The following is a 20,503-nucleotide window of genomic DNA, read 5'->3' as shown; positions in this document are numbered from 1 at the left end:
CCCAGCTAGCGTCGGGCAGCGGCGGGAAGTCGCTCCTCCGGCTCTGGCCGCGGTGGTGAATCGCTGATGTGGCGGAACTGCTCTTCGTACAACTGCGTATACAACCCGCCGCGCGCCAGCAGCTCCGGGTGCGGTCCGATCTCGCGCACTTCGCCGTCTTCGATCACCACGATGCGGTCGGCATTGATCACGGTCGAGAGCCGGTGCGCGATGATCAACGTCGTGCGGCCGAGCATCAATCTCCGTAGAGCGTCGTGAATCAAGTTCTCCGATTCCGAGTCGAGCGCCGAGGTCGCTTCGTCGAGAATCAAGATCGGCGGATCTTTCAGAAACGCGCGCGCGATGGCGATGCGCTGGCGTTGCCCACCCGAGAGCCGCATGCCGCGCTCGCCGATGAGCGTGAGATAGCCGTCCGGCAACTCATCGATAAACTCCGTCGCATTCGCCGCGCGCGCCGCCGAGAGCAACTCGGCATCCGTCGCGTCGGGTTTGGCGTACAGCAGGTTCTCGCGCAACGCGCCGCTGAACAGGATCGGGTCTTGCGGCACGATGCCGATCTGGTCGCGCAACGAGGCGAGCGTCACGCCGCGGATGTCGACGTCGTCGATCAGCAGCGCCCCGCCGGTCACGTCGTAAAAGCGCGGCAGCAGCGACACCAACGTCGACTTCCCGGCGCCGCTGCGGCCGACGATCGCCACGGTTTCGCCCGGCGCGATCGACAACGACACATGCGCCAACGCCGGGCGTCCGGCGCCGCGACTGGCGTAGCGAAACCCCACGTCGCGGAACTCGACGCGCCCGCTCACCCGCACCAGCGGCGGCGCGCCCGGCGTTTCCGCGACCTCGGGACGGATATCGAAGAACTCGAAGATGCGCTCCATGGCGGCCAACGAGTTGCTGATCACCACGCTCAGCTCGCTGAAGCGCTGCAACGGCAAGTACAAGCTGCTGAGGTACGCGTAGAACGCGATCATCGTCCCGACACTCAGCGTGCTGCGCAGGACCATCACACCCGCCACCCACACCACGATCAGCGGCGCGACGGCGGTGAGAAAGGTCGTCGCCGCTTGATTGCCCGATGAGAGCTGCACGTTGGTCATGGTGAGATCGAAGAGATCTTGGCTGGTGCGATAGAAGCGTTGCGCTTCGTAGTCCTCACGCCCGAACGCCTTGACCACGCCGACGCCGGCGATCTTTTCCTGCAGCTCGCCGGAGAAGTCTTCGATCATCTCCTGCACCGACCGACTGGCGGCTTTGATGCGCGGGCTGTAGTAGCGGATCATCAGCACGTAGATCGGAATCACGCCGAGGGCGACCCACGCCAGCCGGCGTTCGAGCACGAACAGAATCCACACCACGAAGCCGAGCGACGCGCTGTCCATCCACACGTTGGTGAGCGCGGAGCCGACGAAGTTCTGCGCCAGTTGGATGTCGCTGACGAAGCGGGCGACGATCGAGCCCGAGCGCCGTTCGTCGAAGAACGAGTGCGACATGCTCTGGATGTGTTGATACAGCGCGAAGCGCAGATCGAAGATGAGACGGTGCCCGGCTTGCCCGGCCCAGTAGCTGCGGTAGTAGCTCGCAACGCCGAGAACCCCGTACACCGCGAGCATGACCAGCGCGATCACCGTGAGTCGCCCGCTCGCCCCTGAGCCGAGCCACGGCGCGTACGCGAGTACGACGCCGCCAAGTTCGTCGAACCAGCGATTCGTGGCGTCGGCCGCGTGCGCCGAGTTCGCGGCGCCGCCTGCCAGCAACACGTCGGTGAGGTACTTGAGGAACAGCGGAAAGATCAACGGCAGGGTGAACTTGAACACACCACAGCCCGCCGCGCCGGCGATCAGCCAACGATGCGGCGCCACGTAGCCGAGGAAACGCAGCAGCGGCGTGCGCGCGTGACCCGTCGATGTTTCCGCCCGCGCTTCCGCTGACTGCATGCCTCCAGCGAAGCAGCCCCGGCGGGGTCGGTCAAGCGTCGCGCGATCGAATCGCTTTGACGATCTGACCGATCATCGATCGCTGTCGCCCGAAGAGCAACAGCACTGGAATCGCGAGCTGCACCAAGCTACCAAAGTCAGCCGAATGAACTGGGGCGACGCCGCAGCCGCTGCCAGAATTCATTCCAACCGGCGTTGATGTGGGTGTTGGCGTACCGGTCGGCGTCGGCGTCGGAAGAGCCGGCCCGATTGCAACAGCGTAGGCGTACCCGTACACTTCCAATGTATCCACCACCGTGTTTGTGACTGTGTCGATCACTGAGACCGAACCACGGCTGTGCGCAGAGTACTCGTTGGCCACATAGACATACCGGCCGCTTGGGGTAATCGCCAGCGACCACGGCTGTGTCCCCACCGCTATGGGCTCGCTCACCATTTCATTCGTCACGGTACTGATCGCCACGACAGCGCCCTGAAAACCCACCTCGTCCTTCACAGTAGGGATCAGGCTTATGCCATAGAGGCGCTGGTCGTCTGGCGTGATCGCAACCGGGCTAGCGGACCTCATACTCTGAAAGACGACCCCGGTGATCAGCTCGTCGCTCAGTACGTCGATGAGCCAGATGCCGTCCTGGGGACCCGCGACGTAGGCTCGCCTGCCATCATGAGTGAACGCGAAGGCCGTGGGGAAAAAACTACCCGGGCAGTAGCTATCAAAGGATGGGCAGTTGATGAATCCGCCAACTCGATTTGTGGCGACATCGATTACTGAGACGGTTTGATTTCCCGCCACGTAGACACGGGTACCGTCCGGGGTAATGCCGATGTCCGCGTTGGGCCAGGAAGCATACCCCGAACCAATCACTTGCCCAATCGAGCGGACCACCGCATTCGTAGCGGTGTCGATGACAGACACGGTCCCGGCGTATTCGTTCGTAGTGTACACGCGGCTGCCGTCTGGGGTGATGGCGATGCCATTGGGGGTGTGGCCCACGGGTATTGGCGCACCGATAGGCGCGTTCTGGATTGTGTCGATAACGGTCACGGTGTCGTCATCCTCGTTCGTGACGTAGGCGCGCGTGCCATCTGGCGCGACAGCTATCCCATATGGCGTGTGTCCGACCGGAATTGGCGGGCCGACCAGCCTGCGAGTGGCCGTATCGATGACGACAACCGCGCCGGGCTCAAAAGTGTGGCCGCCAGAGTACTGCTGCGGTGACGTTGTCACGTAGGCGAACGGCTGGGCGGCAACCTCGCCAGCACGCACAAGCGTCAAGACTGCCGCGAGGAACATGACGATCAATGCCGGCAGCACCTGACGGTCGGCAGGCCAGCGCATCTCGTCTACTGAAGAAGACATTGGATGGGTCCCTTACATGGATTGAAGTTCTTGGGTCAAACTGAAATCGGTTTGGCGCTCGTCGAGGTCACTTTCGATTGCAACCGATGGGGGCACTGCTACCATCGCTCCCGATGGACATGATGGAAACGATCGATCACGCCCTGCGCGAGCGATTGCACGCGCAGCAGATCGAGATCATCGACGACAGCCGCAAGCACGCGGGCCATGCCGGCGCGGGCAGTGGGGGGCACTACACGGTCACGGTGATCTCGGCCGACTTCGCCGGTAAGTCAGCGCTCGAACGCCATCGTATGGTGTACGCCGCGCTCGGCGACCTCATGCAGCGTGGCATCCACGCGCTGGCCCTCACCACGCGCGCGCCGGGCGAGGCGGGGTAGCGAAGACCGACTACTTCTTGCTGGCGGGCTTGGCTGGCGGCTGGGCGGCCTTGGTGTCGCTCTTCTGTTCGCCGCCTTGCTGGCACTTCTTCACATCGTCGATGCTGACGATCATTGTCTCGGCAACGTCTTCCACCGAGCGGCCGGTCGCGAGATACTTGCGCACTTGCTCGCAATTGACCGCGGCGGCCACCTGCGGCAAGGCCAGCAGGGCGACACCTACGACGGCGGACTTCACAACTCGTACACGCATTGCACCTGTTCTCCTTAGTGATGGAACCCCGCTCGCTCGTACCACTCGACCCGACGAGCGGCAATCGAGCCGCGCATCTCGCTCAACACCGATGACTTGTTGCAGACCGAAACGAACCGTTAGCCGGTTTGCAGCATCTTGGCGCCCTTGGCTTCGCCACCGGCCGCCGGCATGGGGATGCCGAGCCGATTGGCCAGAGCCAGGGCCAACTGCGCCGGCGATAGCGGGAACTCGCGCGCCGCGCGCAGCGCGTGCTGGCGAAACTCGGCGACGTTGCCCGGGGTCGGCAGCAGTACCGCCAGCGCGATGTCTCGCGTCTTGGGATCGGAGCGCAGCCGACTCACCAAGCGCAGCCCTTCGCCCCGCGGCAACGAGAAGTCGACCAACACCACATCGGGCTTGATCATCGGCAGCAGATCGACCGCTTGCCGGACGTCGAAGGCGACTGAGGTCGAGCAGCGTACGCGCGCCAGCACTTCGCGCAACGCGCCGGTCATCTCGACGTTGTCGCTGACCGCGAGCAGACGCTGCACCGAGCCACGCCGTTCCAGCAATCGCGTCACGCAGCCGTCGGGATCGATCGGTGCGGCGAAGAAGTCGACCTTGCCGAAGGCGAAGCCGCACGCCCCATCGGCACAGTACGCAAACACTTCGGCGTGCTCCGCATCAGCCGACACCGTCGACGTGATCGCGGCCAACGGATCGTGCGCCCGGTTGAGCAGATTGACCGCCAGCATATGCAAACCGTTGCTCGCTGCTGGTTGCCCATCGAGCGTGTTGAGATAGTGCGCTTCGGGCAACGGGCTGAGGAGCTCGCGCACGTGATCGCGGAAGGCTTTGTTCTCTTCGAGGTGAACCAGCGTGAGCGGCGCGCCACCTTTGATAGTGCGCGGCGGCGGTGGGGTGCCCGATGGAGTCGCGGCCGGCTTCGACGCGCCCGGCGCCGCAGCGTCGGCCATCGCAGGCTTGGCGGCGGCGGGCTCGGCGGACTTGGCTGGTGCACCGGGGCGAGCGGGCTGCGGCGGCATCCGCTCTTCTGGTTTCGGCCGCGCCGCGGCCGCCGAGGCCACCGCGCGCAGCTCGAGCATTTGCTGTTCGATGTCGGCGCGCTCTTGACGCACGAGGGCCAGTTGCGACACGGCGTCGTCGCAGGCCTGGCGCGTCAAGTTCAATTCTTCGTTGGCCTTCTGCAATTCGACCGTGCGCGCGTGCAGCGTCTCGGCCCGCTGATTGAGCTCGACCATGTAGCCGGCGACGGCCGCCGAGTGGCGCTGCGCGGCCTCGGCGTGCTGGCGCTCGATCTCCGCGATCTTGGCTTCCAGGCGCGTGTTGTCGGCCTTTTGCTTGCGTGTGTCGTCGCCAGTGGTGCGCTCGCGCCGCAACTTCTCGCACTCGCGTTCGAGTTGGCCGTTGAGCGCGGTCAGTTGATCGTTGCGCATGTGCAGCTCGCGCTGCTCGCTGTCGAGTTCCTCGATACGCAGACCAAGGGATTCCTGCGCCTGCAGGGCGCCGACTGTCTGGTCCTGCACCTCTTCAAGGTGGCGCGTGAGTTCGTCGCAGCGCTCTTGTAGCGCGCGCTCGCGCTCTTCGGCCGCCGACAACGATTCCGGCGACACGGCAGGCGCGACATCATGCGCTGACGCGAGCTGCGTCTGCAGCGCGTTGATCTCGTCTTCGCGTGCGATCGCGCGTTCGCTCAGCGACCGCGCTTCCTCGCGTGCGGCATCGAGGGCAGCCTGGCCGCTCGCCAACTGTACGCGCGTTGCCTCGATCTCTTGCCGCAGCGTCGCCTCGGCCGTGCGCCACGCGGCTTCTTGCTGCTCGACTTCCGCACCACCGGCCCGCAGCGTGGTGATCGTGCCCTCCAGCTCGTGCACCTGCGCATTGAGCGCACTCACCTGCTCGCGCGCGGCCGCGGCCTGCGCGGTTTCGTCGGCGAGGCGATCCGTGAGCGCGTCGCGCGCCGCCACCAATTCGGCTTCGCGTTGCGCCGCGGTTTGCTCCCAGGCCTCGATCTCGCCGGCGTGTTGTTGACGCAGCGCGGCCGCCTCATTGGTGAGTTCCTCGATGCGCGCCGCGCGCGTCTGCACCTCCGCTTCGAGATTCGCCAGTCGCCCGGCCAGCGCGCCACCTTCGGCGTCACGTCCAGTCAGAGATTCTTCCAGCGAGTGGATGCGGTTCTCTGCCGCCGCCAGCGCGTCTCGTTGCCCCGCCGCGTCGCTGCGCGTCGCCTCGATCTCCTGTTGCAGCGTGGCCTGCGCGGCCGCATGGGCCGCATGCGCGTCACGCCACTCGGCATCGCGTCGCTGGGTTTCCTGTTGTGCGGCCTGGAGTGCGGTTTCCACTTCGCGCATCCGTTCGCCGGCCGCCGCGGCCTGATCGCGCAGATGCGCGGCGCGGGATTGCTCCTCAGCGAGTTGGCCCGCCAAGGCATCGCGGGCGGCAACCAACTCGGCCTCGCGCTGCGCCGCGGTGGCTTGCCACTCGTCCAGCTCGCCCGAGTACTCCTGCCGCAGGGCCTCGACTTCGGTGGTGAGCTTCTGCACCCGTCCATCGCGCTCGCGCAGCTCGGTTTCGAGCTGGGCGATGCGATCCGAGAGCGCCTTGCGCGTAGTGTCCCGTTCCGCGAGTTGCGCTTCGAGCGCCCGTACTTGCGGGCGGATCGCATCGAGTGACACGGTACGCTTGGACAGTTCGGCGCGCGTCGTTTCGAGTTCCGCACTGAGCTGCTCGCGCGCTTGCTGGTCGTCGCTGCGCAACTGCGTCAGCTCGTCCTCGCGCTGCTGTAGGGTGATCCGCAGCGCCGCCACCTGGGCCGACAATGTCGCGCTCTCGGCCGAGCCGGCGGCGAGTTGCGCTTCGAGCGCGCTCACCCGGGCGTGGGCGCTATCAGCCGCCGCCTGCAGTTCCAGCGCCTGCTGTTGGCGCGCCGCCTCAGCCGCGGTGTGAAGCTGCGCGAGCTGTGCATCACGTTCGCTCACCGCGGCCGCGAGCGCGGTCAGTTGCGCCGACAGCTCACCGCCCTGCGCTTCGCGACTCGCGAGCTGTTCCTCCAGCGTGCGGACGCGGGCTGCAGTCTCGGCCGCGGTCGCCTGTGTGCTCTGCGCATCGCTGCGAGCGGCGTCGAGATCGCACTGCAACGCCTCCTGGGCCGCCCGGGCGTCGCCGGTAGCGGCCTGCATGTCAGCCACGTGCTGCTGGCGGAGTTGCTCGGCCGCGGCGACCAGTTCATCGATCCGCCGGCTGCGTGCGTTCAGCTCGGCGTCGAGCGCGGCGACCCGATCGGAGAGCGCGCGCTGCTCGGCGCTGGCGACTTCGAGCAGCTCGTCGCTCTCGCGCACGCGTTGCACCACGGTATCGCGCTCGGCGGCAAGCGCCGCGGTGCGTTCGGCCAGAGTCGCGCGCCCCGATTCGATCTCGTGGCGATGCTCTTCTTCGCGCTGGCGCGCCGCGGTTTCGAACACCGTGCGTTCGCGAGCGTGATCCTCATGGGCCGCGGCGATCTCTTCTTCCAACGTCACCCGCTGCGTGGTTGCGGTTGCGAGGGCCGCGTCCGCATCGTGCAGTCGAGCGGCGAGGGCGGTGGCTTCCTCGCGGGCGAGGATCGTCTGCGATTCCGTCTCTTCGAGCCGGCGGGCTAGGTCGTCGCGAGCGATGACCAATTCGGCTTCCCGCTGCGTCGCGGTGTCCTGCCACAGCGTCAACTCTTCCGCGTGAGCAATGCGGGTGGCCTCGATCTGCCGTTCGGAGTCGGCGTGCTGCTGTTGTGCGCTGGCCAGTTGCTGGACCAGCGACTCGATTTGCGCCGCGGTCGCCGCGCGATCGTCGGCATGTTGGCGCTGGAGATTCTCGATCGTGGCGTGCAACTCAGTCTCGCGCTGCTGGGCAACCGCAAGGTTCGCGACCAGTTGCGCTTCGCGTTGGGCGATCGTCTGCTGAGCTTCCGACGCGCGGCTGCGCTCCTGTTCCGATTCGTCGAGCGCCGCTTGCACGTGATCGCGATCCGCTTGCAGCGCGCTGAGCGAATCGTGGAGGGCGCGCTGCTGCTCCTCGAACGCTGCCAGCGTCTGCGCCAACTCGGCCTGCTGGGCGGCGGCCGCTTCCGCCGCCAGGGTGCGTTCGGCGATCGTGTGCTGCACGTCATCGAGCTGGGTCGTCAGCATTTCGATGCGCGCGCTGGCCTCCGTGTGTTCCGTTTGCAGGCGCTCAATTTCGCCTTCATGAATGCCGCTCTCGGTTTCGAGATCGGCGAGTCGAGCCTGAGCGGCATCGAGCGCGGTGGTCAGCTCGGCGTTAGCGGTCTGCAGGGCTTCGGTCGCGGCGTGGTGACGCGTGCGCGCGTCCTGCGCTTGTTCGGCGCGTTTGGTTTCGGCCTCCAAGCGCACGCGCATGGCTTGCGTGGTGCGCTTCAAGCCGTCGATCTGGGCGAGCGCTTCGCGCAGGCGCGACTCGGAGAGTTGGACCTTCTCGCGGGCGCCGCTCTCGGCCGCTTGCAGACGCTTGCTGAGGCTGTCCCGCTCGCGCCGCAGTTCGTCGATCGACGCCTGCAGACAGATCAGATCTTCAGGGCTCGGGGGGTTCGCGGTAGCCACGCGTTCGTCGCGATCCATCTTGGACTCGTTCACACCGTGGGCCCCGGAGAAATCGCGGACCGGGCGAGTCTCCGCTCAGCAATCGACGGCTTGTTGGCGACCTCGTCGAGGACCAGAATCGGATTCGGGGCCACACCGACGGCCGCGCACAGATATTCCGCCAAGCGCTCCGGCGGCATCTGCAGTTGGGCGCAGCCGGCGCGCACGGCGCAGCCGGGCATGCCCCAGACCACGGAGCTCTCCTCGTCTTGCACCATCGTGGCGGCACCGGCGGCGCGCAGGCGCTTCATCCCGTGCACGCCATCGTCGCCCATGCCGCTGAGCATCACGACTTGCAGCCGTGGCGCCACGCTGGCGAGACTCTCGAACAACACATCCACACTCGGCCGGTGCATGTTGCGACGCGCTTCGGCGTGCAATTTGATGTGATCGTTCGCGAACTCCATGTGGCAGCCACCCGGTGCGATGTACGCCACTCCCGGCACGATGGGATCACCGTGACGGGCTTCCACCACCGTGATCGCGCTGCGCTGATCGAGACTGTGCGCCAGATCGCTGGTGTACCCCGCGGGCATGTGTTGCACGATCAAGATGCACCCGGGGAAGGGCGCCGGCAGCAACGGCAACATGTCGCTGAGCGCGGCCGGACCGCCGGTGGAGGCGCCGATGGCAACAATCGGAAACAACTTCTCCGGCTTGACCGCACGTGGCCGCGGCCGCGCGGCCGCCGTGGAGCTGAGCGGTTCGATCGCGGCGGGACGGCGAACCATGCCAAACGAGGCCGTGCGCACGACGCGGACGCGCGCGGCGGCGCGCACCTTGCCGCGAATCTCGGCGGCCTGGAGATCGAGATCGAGACTGACCCCAACCTGCGAGGGCTTCTCAATGATCTCGACCGCGCCATAGTGCAGCGCCTGCGCCGCGGCCTTGCCCCCGCGCTTGGTGTACGAACTGATGATGACGATCGGCACCGGATGGCGGCCCATGATCACTTCGACCGCACGCAGGCCGTCGACGCGCGGCATGTTGACGTCCATGGTGATGGCGTCGGGCCGCAAGCGCTCGGCGAGTTCGATCGCCTCGGCGCCATCGCGCGCCGTGGCGATGACCTCGATGTCACCTTCTTCCTGCAAAATCTGCGTGATAGTCCGGCGCATCAGGCCGGAGTCATCCGCCACCAACACCCGCAGGCGGTGGTCACGCTCGATCGCGGGTGTCTCGTCCGGGCAAGCCCGCGCTTCTTCGCTCGACATCGACGTGCATCCCCCCAACTCTACCCGCTCAAGGAGGCCGAGCCATTGCCGCGCATCGGTTCGGCGCGACCTTCCATGAGACGCTCCAGTTCCGCCAGCAACTGCTCCTTGGTAAACGGCTTGGTGATGTAGCCTTGTGCACCGGCCTCCTGCGCGCGCCGGCGATGCTTCTCGCTCGAGCGCGAGCTGCAGACGATCACCGGCAAGTGTCGATACTGCGGATGCCGGCGAATCTCGGCGATCAACTCGTAGCCGTGCATCCGCGGCATCTCGAGGTCGGTCACCACAATGCGGAAGCGCCCGCTGGCGAGTTTCTCCATCGCGTCGATGCCATCGACGGCGGTCTCCACTTCCAATCCACCACTCTCGACGAAGCGTTGCGCCAGCTTGCGCACGCTGATCGAATCGTCGACCACCAGCACCGCGCGCGCTTCGACCACCGGCGCGTCGGAGGACTCATTCATGATGAAGGTCGGTTGGCGATCGGCCACTGCTGCCAGCACGTCGAAGAGACGGCCGACGTGGAGGACGAAGATCACTGCACCGGCACCGGAAATCGTCGCCCCCGACAGGAACGGATGCGCATCGAGCACGCGGCCGAGCGGCCGGATCACCACTTCCTGTTGCGCTTGTACACGATCCACGATCAACGCCAGCGCGCGCTCACCGGCACGCAACAGCACCGCGACCCCGTGTTCGCTCGGCACGGTTTCCCCGACCAACGGCGCGAGCAGCAGTACCGGCAGCAACTCGTTGCGGACGCGCAGCATGCGCTGGCCATCGACGTCGACGAGTTCCGACATCTCGACCGCGATGACCTGTTCGACGAAGTCGACGGGCAAGCCATAGACCTGCGGGCCGGCTTCCAAGAGCAGCACTTCGTCGATCGAAGTCGTGGTCGGCAACGCGATCCGGATCGTCGTGCCCAGCCCGTCCTTCGAGTCGACCAGCAGGCTGCCGTTGAGCTTGGTGATGTCGCGAGCAACCACGTCCATGCCCACGCCGCGGCCGGACAGATCGGTGACCGTCTCGCCGGTGCTGAAGCCGGGGCGGAAGATGAGCGGTAACAGTTGCTCGCGCGAAGGGGCGACCGAGGGGGCAATCAGGCCGAGCGTACGGCCGCGCGCGGCGATGGCGTCGAAGTCGAGCCCGGCGCCGTCGTCTTGCACGAACAGCAGCACGCTATTGTGGCGCTGCGTAGCAGAGATGCGAATGGTGCCGACGGTGGCCTTGCCGCCGGCTTGCCGCACGGCCGGTGATTCGATGCCGTGCGAGACCGCGTTGCGCACCATGTGCAGCAGCGGCGCGTAGAGCGCTTCGACGATCGACTTGTCGAGTTGAACGTCGGTGCCCTCGAAGTGCAGGTCGACCAGCTTGCCTTCCTGGCGCGCGGCGTCGCGCACCGGGCGGAGCAGGCGGCGGAACAAGGTGTCGAGCGGCACCAGTCGCAGCCGCGTGATCTGGCGCTGTAGACCGGTGGTGATCTTGGAGAACTGGCGTGCCTCTTCGCCAAAAGCGTCGATGAAGCCGCCCAATTGATCGGCGATCTCGCCGGTGTCGGTGGCCAGCTCGATGACGCTGCGGGAGAGGATGTTGATGTCGTCGTATTTGTCGAATTCGAGATCGGTGAAGAAATCGTCCGCCGATCCGCCGCGCTCGGTAGCGCCGTGGGTCTCGCCTCCGTTGGTCGGACGCGGCGCGCTGGCGGCGCGCCCAGGTGCCATGGTCATTTGGCGATCGCCGGTGTTGAACTCGTAGCGCCCCTGGAAGCCCTCGATGATTTCGGCCAGGCGCGTGCGGCAGAAGTAGAGCTTGTCGCGCAGTTCCGCGAACGCTTGGATCTTGCGATCCATGCGGGTGCGACTGACGACCAGCTGACCCACCTGGTTCATCAGCGCATCGAGGCGGGAGGCCTGCACGCGCACGATGCTGGTTTCGGAATCGGCGCCGCGCGCCGCCAGCGATTCCGGCGCCATGTCGCCTTCTGCCTCCGGCACGCCAGTTACACGGCGGCCGGAGACCTCGGCCTCCACCGGCGTCGGCGCCGCCATCATCAACGTGGTCACCTCGGCCCCCACGTCGCCGAGGATCGTGCGCTGCTCGTCACGCACTCCGCGGGCGGTGTTGATCAAGCCGGTCACCGAGTCGGTGAGGCGGAAGAGGAAGTCGACGAGTTTGACGGCGTCGACTGACACTTCGGAATCGAGCACCGCTTCGAGCAGCGATTCGCCGTGATGGAGTTGCTCGGCGACGCGTTCGAGGCCGACCGCCGCTGCCGCGCCCTTGAGGGTATGGAAGTGACGGAACAAGGCCTGCAACAGCTCGCGATCGTCGGGCTGGCGTTCGAGCTGCAAGAGCAAGTGCTCGGAGGCCTCGATCGCCTCGGTGGCGTCGATGGTAAACGCATCGAGCAGTTCGCGGTCAAGATCGGCGACGTTGGCGTCGACCAACAGTGGCGGCGCCAACCTCGGCAACGCCGGTGGTGGCTTGCCGGCGGCCGCGAACACTTTGGCCATCGCCTCGTAGGTTGTGGCCAGGAAGTCAGGTGCCAGCGGCAACCGGTCCGGCTGTTCCGCCGGCGCGCCGAAAGCATCCTGCAACTGCTTGCCGATGGTGGACAGATCGTTGAGTCCCACCATCGCCGCCGAACCCTTGATGGTGTGGAAGATGCGCGACAGCTGCTTACACACGTCGGCCTGCTGCGTCGGTTCGGCGAGCAGCGCGATGAGGTTGGGCACACGTTCGAGGTGCGACTCCAACTCGGCGGCAAAAATTTCGGCCAGTTCCTTCGCCCACTCATCGTCGGCGGTGGGCGCGGACTCGGCGTGCGCGGCGGTCTCGGATTCGTCCGCCTCGTCGCCCTCGGCGTCATCGCTCTCTGCATCTTCGCTCTCTGCATCTGCGGGTTCGTCGGCCGGCGGCGCGGAGTCGGCTGCGGCTCCCAGGTCGATGCTCGCATCGACCTCGTGCAGATAGGTTCGGGTGCGTGCGGAGAATGTGAGCAGCAACTCGGTGTAGAGATTTTCCTGAGTCTCTGGATTGGTTCCGGCGAGGCAGTCTTCGAGCAAGCGGTCGATCACCGGCAGGGCGGCTTGCATTTGGCGGAAGATGGCGAGGGCTTCGCCGGCGTCGCTCTGGCCGTGCGTTTCGGCTACTTCGGCGACGCGGTCGATGACGCTGCCCGCGCGGCTCAAGTAGGTCAGTCCGACGAGCGACGCCGTCCCCTTTAGCGAGTGACCGAGCGCGCGCATTTCATCGAGCGCGGCGGTATCGCGTGGGTTGGAGATCAACTGTTCGAGGCGGGCCTCCATGCCGTGGAGGAACCGCCGGACGTCGTCGCGGAAAAGTTCCCTGATGTTGTCAATGCTAAACCGGTCGGCCATTAGCTCGCGCTCCCCGTTCCGCTGGCAGCCATCCTGCCGAACGGAGCACTCTCGCCACCGTGTCCGACAATCGCCGTGGGGCGCAGCCCGCGGCGAAAGATCACCGTTCCGTTGGTGCGAATGGGCTCAAGAATGTCGCGGTGGGCTTGGAGGGAATCGGCAAAACCGGGGACGAAGAATCCGCCCCGGCGCAAGGCCGCCACCAGGTTGCGCACGAGGGCATCGCGCTGGGCGCCTTGAAAGTAGATCAACACGTTGCGGCAGAAGATGACATCAACCTGCGTCACCGGGAGTGCCCCAGTCAGATTGCAGCGCAGCCAGCGCAGGGAACGCCGCAGCCCCGGGATGATCTCGAACTCGGACCCGACCGGCTGCAGATAGTGATCGCGCCGCCACGGATCCAGCATGGCGACTTCACGGGCCGAGTAGCGGCCCCGTGCCGCCCGCTCGATGGCATCCCCGCTCACGTCCAACCCCACCACCTCCACTTCGATGTCTTCGAGCAGCGGCCGCGACTCCTCGGCGATCATCGCCAGGGAGTACGCTTCTTGGCCGGTGGAACAGCCTGCACTGATCAAGCGCAGGCGGCGCCGGCCGTCGCGGACCGCGTCGCGCACCAGTTGCGGGAGAATGAAACGCGCCAGGGCGTGAAACTGGCCCGGGTCACGCAGAAAACTGGTTTCGTGAATGCATAGGCGTTCGATCAACGTCTGCAACTCACCGCCGCTCACCGGGCTTTCCTGCAACAAGCGGGCGTAGTCGCCGAAACTCAATGCAAGATCACGCATACGAGTGGCCACATGGCTACTGAGGTGCGCTTCGTGCGGCCCACCGAGGTAGAGCCCGCAGCGAGCCGCCACCGCGTCGCGCACCCAGGCGACCTGCCAATCGGGAAGTTCGAGGGTACGCGTCATGGCGGCCCGTGCTCGACAGCAATCGCGTCAGATCGTGGTGGCGTGCCCGTTGCCGGTGGCGTCGGGATCTTCGAGCGCGACCACCTGCGCCGTCGGGGCCCCGGGTTCCGCATGGCCGTTGCCATTGCCGATGGTCTCGACGCGGAACAACCCGATCTGCGCATTCAGTTCCGACGAGACTTCGATCAGCGACGCGGTGCTGTGCTGCGTCTGTTCCGACGACACCTGGGCCTGGCGAGCGACATCCGAGATACTCAACATCGCGTCGCTCAAGCTGGTGGCACCGCGCACCTGCTGGTTGGCAGCCAACGAGATTTCGGCGATCAGCTCGGCGCTCTGCACCGACGCCCGTAAGATGCGGTCGAGGGCGTTTCCGGCTTCCGACACCAACCCGAGCTGCTGTTCGACGTGTTCGGCTTGGCGCTCCATGCCACTCACCGAGTCGTTGGTCTCGGCCTGGATCGCGGCGATCAAGCGCGCGATTTCCTCCGCGGCCCCTTCGGTACGTTCCGCCAGCTTGCGGACTTCGTCGGCAACGACGGTGAAGCCGAGGCCGTGTTCACCGGCGCGCGCCGCTTCGATGGCGGCGTTGAGGGCGAGCATGTTGGTCTGCGCCGAGATCTTCTGAATCGTGCCGATGATGGTGGAGATTTCCATCGAGCGCTCACCCAGCCGCTTGATCTTGACGGCGGAGGCGCGGGTGTTCTTCTCCAGCGCATCCATGCCGATGACGACGCGTTTAACCACATTCCCGCCCTGGTGCGCGGCTTCTTCAGCGCGCTTGGCGGCTTCAGCGGCGACCGTCGCGTTCTCGGACACCGATTGAATGTTCGAGGTCATTTCCTGCACCGCCGCGGTGGTGCTGGTGATGTCAGAAGTCTGGCGCGCTGAGCCTTGCGCGAGTTGCTCGGCGGAGGCCTGAATCTGGGTCGCGGACGAAACCACGCGGGCTGATACGCCTTTAAGGTGCTTGATCAGTTCGCCAACGTTCTCGAACATCAGGTTGAGCGCGTCCGCCAGGTTACCCAGCACGCCGCTGCCGACTTGCGCCCGCTCCGTCAAGTCGCCTTCCGAGGCGCCGGCCACCACGGTCAGCAGATCGCGAATTTCGTTCTGCAGCCGCTTGCCTTCTTCTTCGGCTTGCACCAGGGCATCGACGCGTTCGTCGAGCATCTGGTTGAAACCGGTGGCGAGCAACCCCAGCTCGTTGCGCGCCTTGACCTTGGCGCGGGCGCGGAAGTTGCCTTGTTGAATCTCGCGCATCGTGCCGGCCAATGCCCGCACCGGGCGTGTCAGCAGCGTGGAGTACAACAGCGTGAAGACAACGACGAGAGCGATCAATCCGCCACCGATCTGAAGGCTCAAGGTGCGCAGCCGTTCCACAGGCCGGAGCGCTTCGGCTTCGCTGATCTCGGCGACGATACCCCACTGCAGACCGCGAATCTCGACCGGGGTCGAGGCACCGAGCACACGGGTGGACATATAATTCTCGTAGGCAGGCGTCTCGCCCGGGGAGGGGTACGTCAATCCGTCGTTCACCGCCATCACCGCCGCCGTATCGACCTTGTTTTGGAGCACTGTCGTCCCGGTCTGGCCCATAATGGTTCCTGACGGCGTCTCCTGATTCATGAAGCGGCTGTCGCTGCGCATGAGGAAATCGCGCCCAACCAGATACGTCTCGCCGCTTTCGCCCATACCGACTTCTTCCCACTTCTGGTCGGCAGTCATGATGCTGTTGATCCCGGCAATCGGCACCTGCACGATCACGACGCCGGTCTTCTGGCCGTTTTCGAACACCGGGGCGCCGGCAAAGGCCATAGCCTTGCCGCCCAGCGGAAAGTATTGCTTGAAGTCGACCACCAAGTAGTCGCCCTCGCGCGACTCGGCTTGCAAACGTCGGAACAGTTTGCCGATCGTTTCGTCACGGTACGGACCATCGAGTAGATTGGTCTGGAAGTCCGTTCCCTTGGACACCGAGTAGATGATGCGGCCGGTGTTGGCGTCAATCAGATAGAGATCTTGAAAGCGGAACTTTTCGACCATGCTGCGGAAGATCGGATGCCAGATCGAATGATAGGCGGTGTACCGGGTGCCGTCATTGCTACTTTCGAAAAGCTGTTTGCTGCCCTCGGGGTTCGGATTCATGGCTACGTAAGCCGATTGCAACCACACCGCCGAGCGTTGCGGCAGCAAGAGCGACTTGAGGTCGATGCGTTCGCGCCGAATATCGCGTTCGTATCGTTTTTCGAGGAACTGCTTGAGCGCCAGCATGTGGTCCTTCATGCCCGGCCCATCGGTGACGGGATCACTGTCCAACTCGCGAGTGGCGTTGTTGAACTGCTTGATCGCTAGCACGGTGCTGGGGTTGCGGGCGATCGTGATGACCTGGTCTTCCACCAGGCGGAAGTGGCGTTCGATCTCGCGCTTCTTGTTGTCGCGGATCGATTGCAGCTGCCGCACGGCCTGTTGGCGCAGCGCGTCGGCGCCGACTTGATAGCTCTGCCAGCCCAAGAAGCCGAGCGCACCAACGGTGAGCGGGACGAAGAAGAGGATCAGCTGCAGACGAATCGGCACTCTGAATCCTCTTGCTGGGGTAATCTTCTCGGCCATGGTGGACCTCCTATTGGTTCCTCATTGAAACGTTGCCAACGGCTCGGGCGCCCTCGTCGGCCCCCGGCGGGCGTTGGCTGAAGCGCGTGCTCACCGACGTGACGGCTTCGGCGACCAACCGCTGGGCATCGAGTACGGTGACGACTCCGGTAGAACTGGGCCAGTAGCCGCGGAAGAGATGATGCGCCGCAGTATCGTCGGGATGGGCCTTGATCTCGCCGCTGTCAATCGAGCGGACGTCGCGCACGCGATCAACCACCAACCCGATCTCGACGTCGCCCGCGGACACGACGAGGATCTGATCGTCGGTACTATACAGGCGCGTCGGCATGTCGAGCAGACTATCGAGTTGCACCAACGGCAACACCTCGCCGCGCAGATTGATGACACCGATGAGCGAAGGCGGGGCTTGGGGCACGGGGGTGGCCGGCTCGCCGGTCAACACCTCGCGCGCCGCGGTGACACTGACCCCGAACTCGCGTCCGCTGCGCGTGAAGATGCAGTAGTCCTCGCCCAGGTGGGCGAGGCGGGCGCTCAATCGGGTCGCGAGATCGAAGTGTAGAGAGTCGCTCACACGAACCTCCTCACCATGGTGACGAGATCGTCGGGGCTGAACGGCTTCGTCAGATAGTCGGACGCCCCCTGCTTCTGCCCCCAAAAGCGATCACTTTCGCCGTTCTTGGAGCTGACGATCACCACCGGAATCTCCTTCGTGGTGACGTCGCGTTTGAGTTGGCGGCAGGTGGCAAAGCCGTCTTGTCCCGGCATCACCACGTCGAGCAAGATGAGATCCGGGAGTTCGGTGCGGGCGCGCTCGACCGCCTCGAGGCCGTTGCTGGCCTGAATGCAGTCGTAACCCTTTGGCGTCAGCGCATCGGCGATCAACTGCACCTCGCTGCGGATATCGTCGACAATCAAAACTTTAGGCATTGGTCCCTCACACACTTGGGTTCGATTTGTTCACAGAGTGGCCGGTGCAGACATTGACACTTCGGCGCGGAGCAGAGCCGGCGCCGCTGTGATCGGCGTCTCACCGAGTTCATTTTCCAGCTCGAAGGCGGAGCTCAGTACGGTGGCGAAGCCGCGCTCGGAGAGTGCCACGGCGCGCGCGGCGGGGTCGTCCGGACCCGTCGCACGGTTCGCATCGGCCAAGCCGATCACAGTCATTGCGCGCGCTTCGGGCAGACGCTGCACATTGCGGAGCTGGTCCCACAACGCGCCCGACCACGTGGTCTCGGCGATCAGGTAGGACGGCCCGTACAGGCGCGTCATCATCGGCAACTGCCTGAAGCCTTCGCTGATAGTGAATACCTGCCAGTCGGGATGTGCCGACAGCAGCGAACGGATTTGCTGGTGAACCGCGCTGTCGCGATGACACGCGACCAAGATCCGCTGGTGGCTCGCTGCCATCTCGTTTTCGACCGCGCCCGCGACCACGGCGCGGAACAGCAGACGGCACGAACGGCGGAAGGTATCGAGCAGCGTTTCGTCAAGCGAGCGCACCGAACCGTCGCTGTAGAGCGTGTAGCGCGCGCCCGAGCGCGCGTGCTGCAGCGCCTCGCTCAGCTCGTTGCCGAGTCGCTCCATCAAGCCGGTATAGGAGGCGGCTTCATCGGCGGCCGCACCGGTGGCGGTATCGACTTCTTCGACGTACACACCTTCGAGACCGGCGCGCAGCGTCTCGAACATGACTTCGAGTATCTCGCGACGCGCTGCGTCGCTGAGTCCGGTGTCGATTGGGGCGTTGACTCGCTCGTCGCTCTCAAGGTCTTCCAGGTCGTCATGCCCGTTGGCACGGGCGATCTGGTCGGCGCTGTACGCGTAGGCGCTGCCGTTGGTGGCTGCGGGCGTCGCGGCCGACGTGAACTCAGGCGCGACCCTGACCGACGCGGGGGGCGGAGTCATGACTGGCATTGCGGCGGGCGGCGGAGTTCCTGGCAGCGCCGGGGCCTCGTGCACCGACATCGTCGACTTGACCAACTCGCCGGCTGCACCCTTCGCGAGTACTTCGGCGACGATGCTGGTGACGACTTGCGGTTTGAAGGGCTTGGCGATGTAGCTGACGACGTTACCGATGTCTTGATAGGCCTGCCGGATTTCAGCCCCTTTCGCCGAAATCAGCACGACTGGAATATGAGCCGTCTCGGGATCGTCGGCAAGCCGACGACACACCTCGGTTCCGCGCATGTCGGGCAAAATGAAGTCGAGTAGGATGAGCGCGGGCTTGAACGACTTGGCCTTCTCAAGGGCTTCGGCACCATCACCCGCGAGATCCAAGACATAGCCCGCGGGCTTGAGCACGATCTCGAGCGCCTTGCGGATCGTCAAGCTGTCGTCCACGCCGAGAATTCGTGGCTTCTCATCCATCGCGTGTCTCCTTCTTCCTTCCTCAGGACGCGCTAACGAAGGTGCCGGCCACGACGTTCTTCGCTCAGTTGCTCAGTCACCTCGACCAGCAACCACAGGGCGGAATCGTCGATCCGTTGCGGATACACCGCGGTCTCGGTGGGCTCGAAGCGATACGCTCCCTCGCGCGCCGCGAGGATGCGGCGGAGCGCGCCGCGCCCCCATTCGCCGGGCACGCGCGCATCCGCGATACGGCCCAGATCAAGGAAGATTTCGGTAGCCTCGCCGCCGGCCGGCTGGACGATCACGGTGCCGGTTCGGCGGGCCGTGCTCAGAGCTACCAAATCGCGCAGCAGGGTCTCGGCCGCCATGTCCCCCGCCACCGCGCCATCGCCGGCCCCCGCCTCGTGCTCTTGCACGTGCTTGAGCACCAGACGCGCCGCGCCGGCGGCGCGGGTCCGACCGTTGCGGCGACTCAGCCGCGCGTAGTTCTTCAAGCCCGCCGGCGTCGGATTGCGTCGTAGCTCGGCGGTCAGTTCCACCAACTCGGCCTGACGGTCGCGGAAGGCCTGCGCCTCCTTCAGTAGCGGATCAAGCTGTTCGCGCAGCGTCCCACTGAGAATCCGATTTGGTTCGAGCAGCCCGTGCATCTTGCCATCCAGATCCACCAGGTAACCGACGCTGAGTCCGCCGTCGCGAACCAATGTGCTTGCCACCGGGACCTTGGTGCCGAGGTCCAGATCGCGAACACCAACGCAGGAATCGACCTGGAGGGCGAGCAGGAAGGATCCCGCCCTGACGACCATCAGAGCCGAACGATCGGTGGCGCCGAGGAGTCCGTTGAGGCCGAAAGCTTCGCGGAGATCGATGACTAGAGCGGGCTGTCCGCGGTGAATGAGAAAGCGGCCGACACTGTCACCCTCCTTCACCAGGTGCAGCGGCGCGTCTTCGCGCTGGTACACGGCCTCGACCCAGTCGAGGTGGATGCAAAAGGGCCCGTCGTCGACGGTAAAGACCAGTACGCGAGCTGTGCGGCTTGCCTCTGCAATCGCTGGGTTCGTCATAACTCCTCCGCTTCGTCGCAGGAATGAGCAGGAGGTATGCCACTTGGCTTGTGAGATGGCGGCTTCCCGAACTTGTGAGCGGCTTCGTGTCGCGGTGGTACCCATTTAACGCAGCGTTCAACATGCGTCACAGCAAGCGGGCCGCGCTCATAAGCGCAGGGCACTCGGCCTTCATCTCAGCACGGCGGGTAGCAAAGAGCGGGGTCGGCTGCGGTGAACCGCGTCAACCAGCCAAGCCATTTGCAGCGGCTGGACAAGTGGCCGGCATGGCTAGAACCGCCGCAGCAACGCGCCGCAGCGTTCAGTTCCGCACCGAGACGTTCGCGGTTGTCCAACCAGGCGCGGACTCTCAATTGGTCGCGTCCCTCATCCAGAAGGCGCCCGATCTGCGAGGCTAGATGCGCGGGGAGT

13 protein-coding genes are annotated in these 20,503 nt (G+C 65.3%); 1 reads left to right on the top strand and 12 read right to left on the bottom strand.

The features are described from left to right. Window positions 1-5: 5 nt before the first annotated feature. Window positions 6-1,937 carry an ABC transporter ATP-binding protein gene (locus HYR72_11440; GenBank protein ID MBI1815584.1) on the bottom strand — a complete coding sequence of 644 codons (1,932 nt, stop codon included), beginning with the start codon at window positions 1,935-1,937 and terminating at the stop codon, window positions 6-8. Window positions 1,938-1,968: 31 nt separating this feature from the next. Continuing rightward, window positions 1,969-3,297: a hypothetical protein gene (locus HYR72_11435; protein ID MBI1815583.1), complete on the bottom strand. Its 1,329-nt coding sequence runs from the start codon at window positions 3,295-3,297 to the stop codon at window positions 1,969-1,971. Between the two features lie 113 nt (window positions 3,298-3,410). On the opposite strand from HYR72_11435, the gene HYR72_11430 reads away from it, so the two are divergent. Next, on the top strand, window positions 3,411-3,677 hold the full coding sequence (locus HYR72_11430; GenBank protein MBI1815582.1) for a BolA family transcriptional regulator: 267 nt from the start codon (window positions 3,411-3,413) through the stop codon (window positions 3,675-3,677). Window positions 3,678-3,687: 10 nt separating this feature from the next. Here the strand turns inward: HYR72_11430 and HYR72_11425 are convergent, their stop codons facing one another. The 10 genes from HYR72_11425 to HYR72_11380 all read right to left on the bottom strand — a co-directional run bounded on the left by HYR72_11425 (window position 3,688) and on the right by HYR72_11380 (window position 20,092). After that, window positions 3,688-3,930, bottom strand: coding sequence for a hypothetical protein (locus HYR72_11425; protein MBI1815581.1), 243 nt, complete (start codon window positions 3,928-3,930; stop codon window positions 3,688-3,690). Window positions 3,931-4,049: 119 nt separating this feature from the next. Beyond that, a complete protein-coding gene (locus HYR72_11420) occupies window positions 4,050-8,540 on the bottom strand; it encodes a response regulator (GenBank protein MBI1815580.1) in 4,491 nt (1,496 codons plus the stop codon). Window positions 8,541-8,551: 11 nt separating this feature from the next. Further along, entirely contained in the window at window positions 8,552-9,775 is a 1,224-nt protein-coding gene (cheB, locus tag HYR72_11415) for a chemotaxis-specific protein-glutamate methyltransferase CheB (GenBank protein MBI1815579.1), read from the bottom strand. Window positions 9,776-9,795: 20 nt separating this feature from the next. Further along, on the bottom strand, window positions 9,796-13,158 hold the full coding sequence (locus HYR72_11410; protein MBI1815578.1) for an Hpt domain-containing protein: 3,363 nt from the start codon (window positions 13,156-13,158) through the stop codon (window positions 9,796-9,798). Further along, window positions 13,158-14,072 carry a protein-glutamate O-methyltransferase CheR gene (locus tag HYR72_11405; protein MBI1815577.1) on the bottom strand — a complete coding sequence of 305 codons (915 nt, stop codon included), beginning with the start codon at window positions 14,070-14,072 and terminating at the stop codon, window positions 13,158-13,160. Before HYR72_11405 ends, HYR72_11410 begins: the two co-directional genes overlap by 1 nt. A gap of 27 nt (window positions 14,073-14,099) precedes the next feature. Continuing rightward, a complete protein-coding gene (locus HYR72_11400) occupies window positions 14,100-16,682 on the bottom strand; it encodes a HAMP domain-containing protein (GenBank protein MBI1815576.1) in 2,583 nt (860 codons plus the stop codon). A gap of 10 nt (window positions 16,683-16,692) precedes the next feature. Then, window positions 16,693-17,256, bottom strand: coding sequence for a purine-binding chemotaxis protein CheW (locus HYR72_11395; GenBank protein ID MBI1815575.1), 564 nt, complete (start codon window positions 17,254-17,256; stop codon window positions 16,693-16,695). Continuing rightward, a complete protein-coding gene (locus HYR72_11390) occupies window positions 17,253-17,612 on the bottom strand; it encodes a response regulator (protein MBI1815574.1) in 360 nt (119 codons plus the stop codon). The genes HYR72_11395 and HYR72_11390 overlap by 4 nt, the downstream gene beginning before the upstream one ends. Before the next feature lie 30 nt (window positions 17,613-17,642). Next, window positions 17,643-19,049 (bottom strand): response regulator, encoded by a 1,407-nt coding sequence (locus tag HYR72_11385; protein ID MBI1815573.1) that lies wholly within the window; start codon window positions 19,047-19,049, stop codon window positions 17,643-17,645. Between the two features lie 32 nt (window positions 19,050-19,081). Further along, a complete protein-coding gene (locus HYR72_11380; GenBank protein ID MBI1815572.1) occupies window positions 19,082-20,092 on the bottom strand; it encodes a chemotaxis protein CheW in 1,011 nt (336 codons plus the stop codon). Between the last annotated feature and the right edge of the window lie 411 nt (window positions 20,093-20,503).

This window comes from Deltaproteobacteria bacterium (genome assembly GCA_016178705.1).
Lineage (GTDB): Bacteria > Desulfobacterota > Binatia > HRBIN30 > JACQVA1 > JACOST01.
This window is presented reverse-complemented; position numbering and strand designations above follow the sequence as displayed.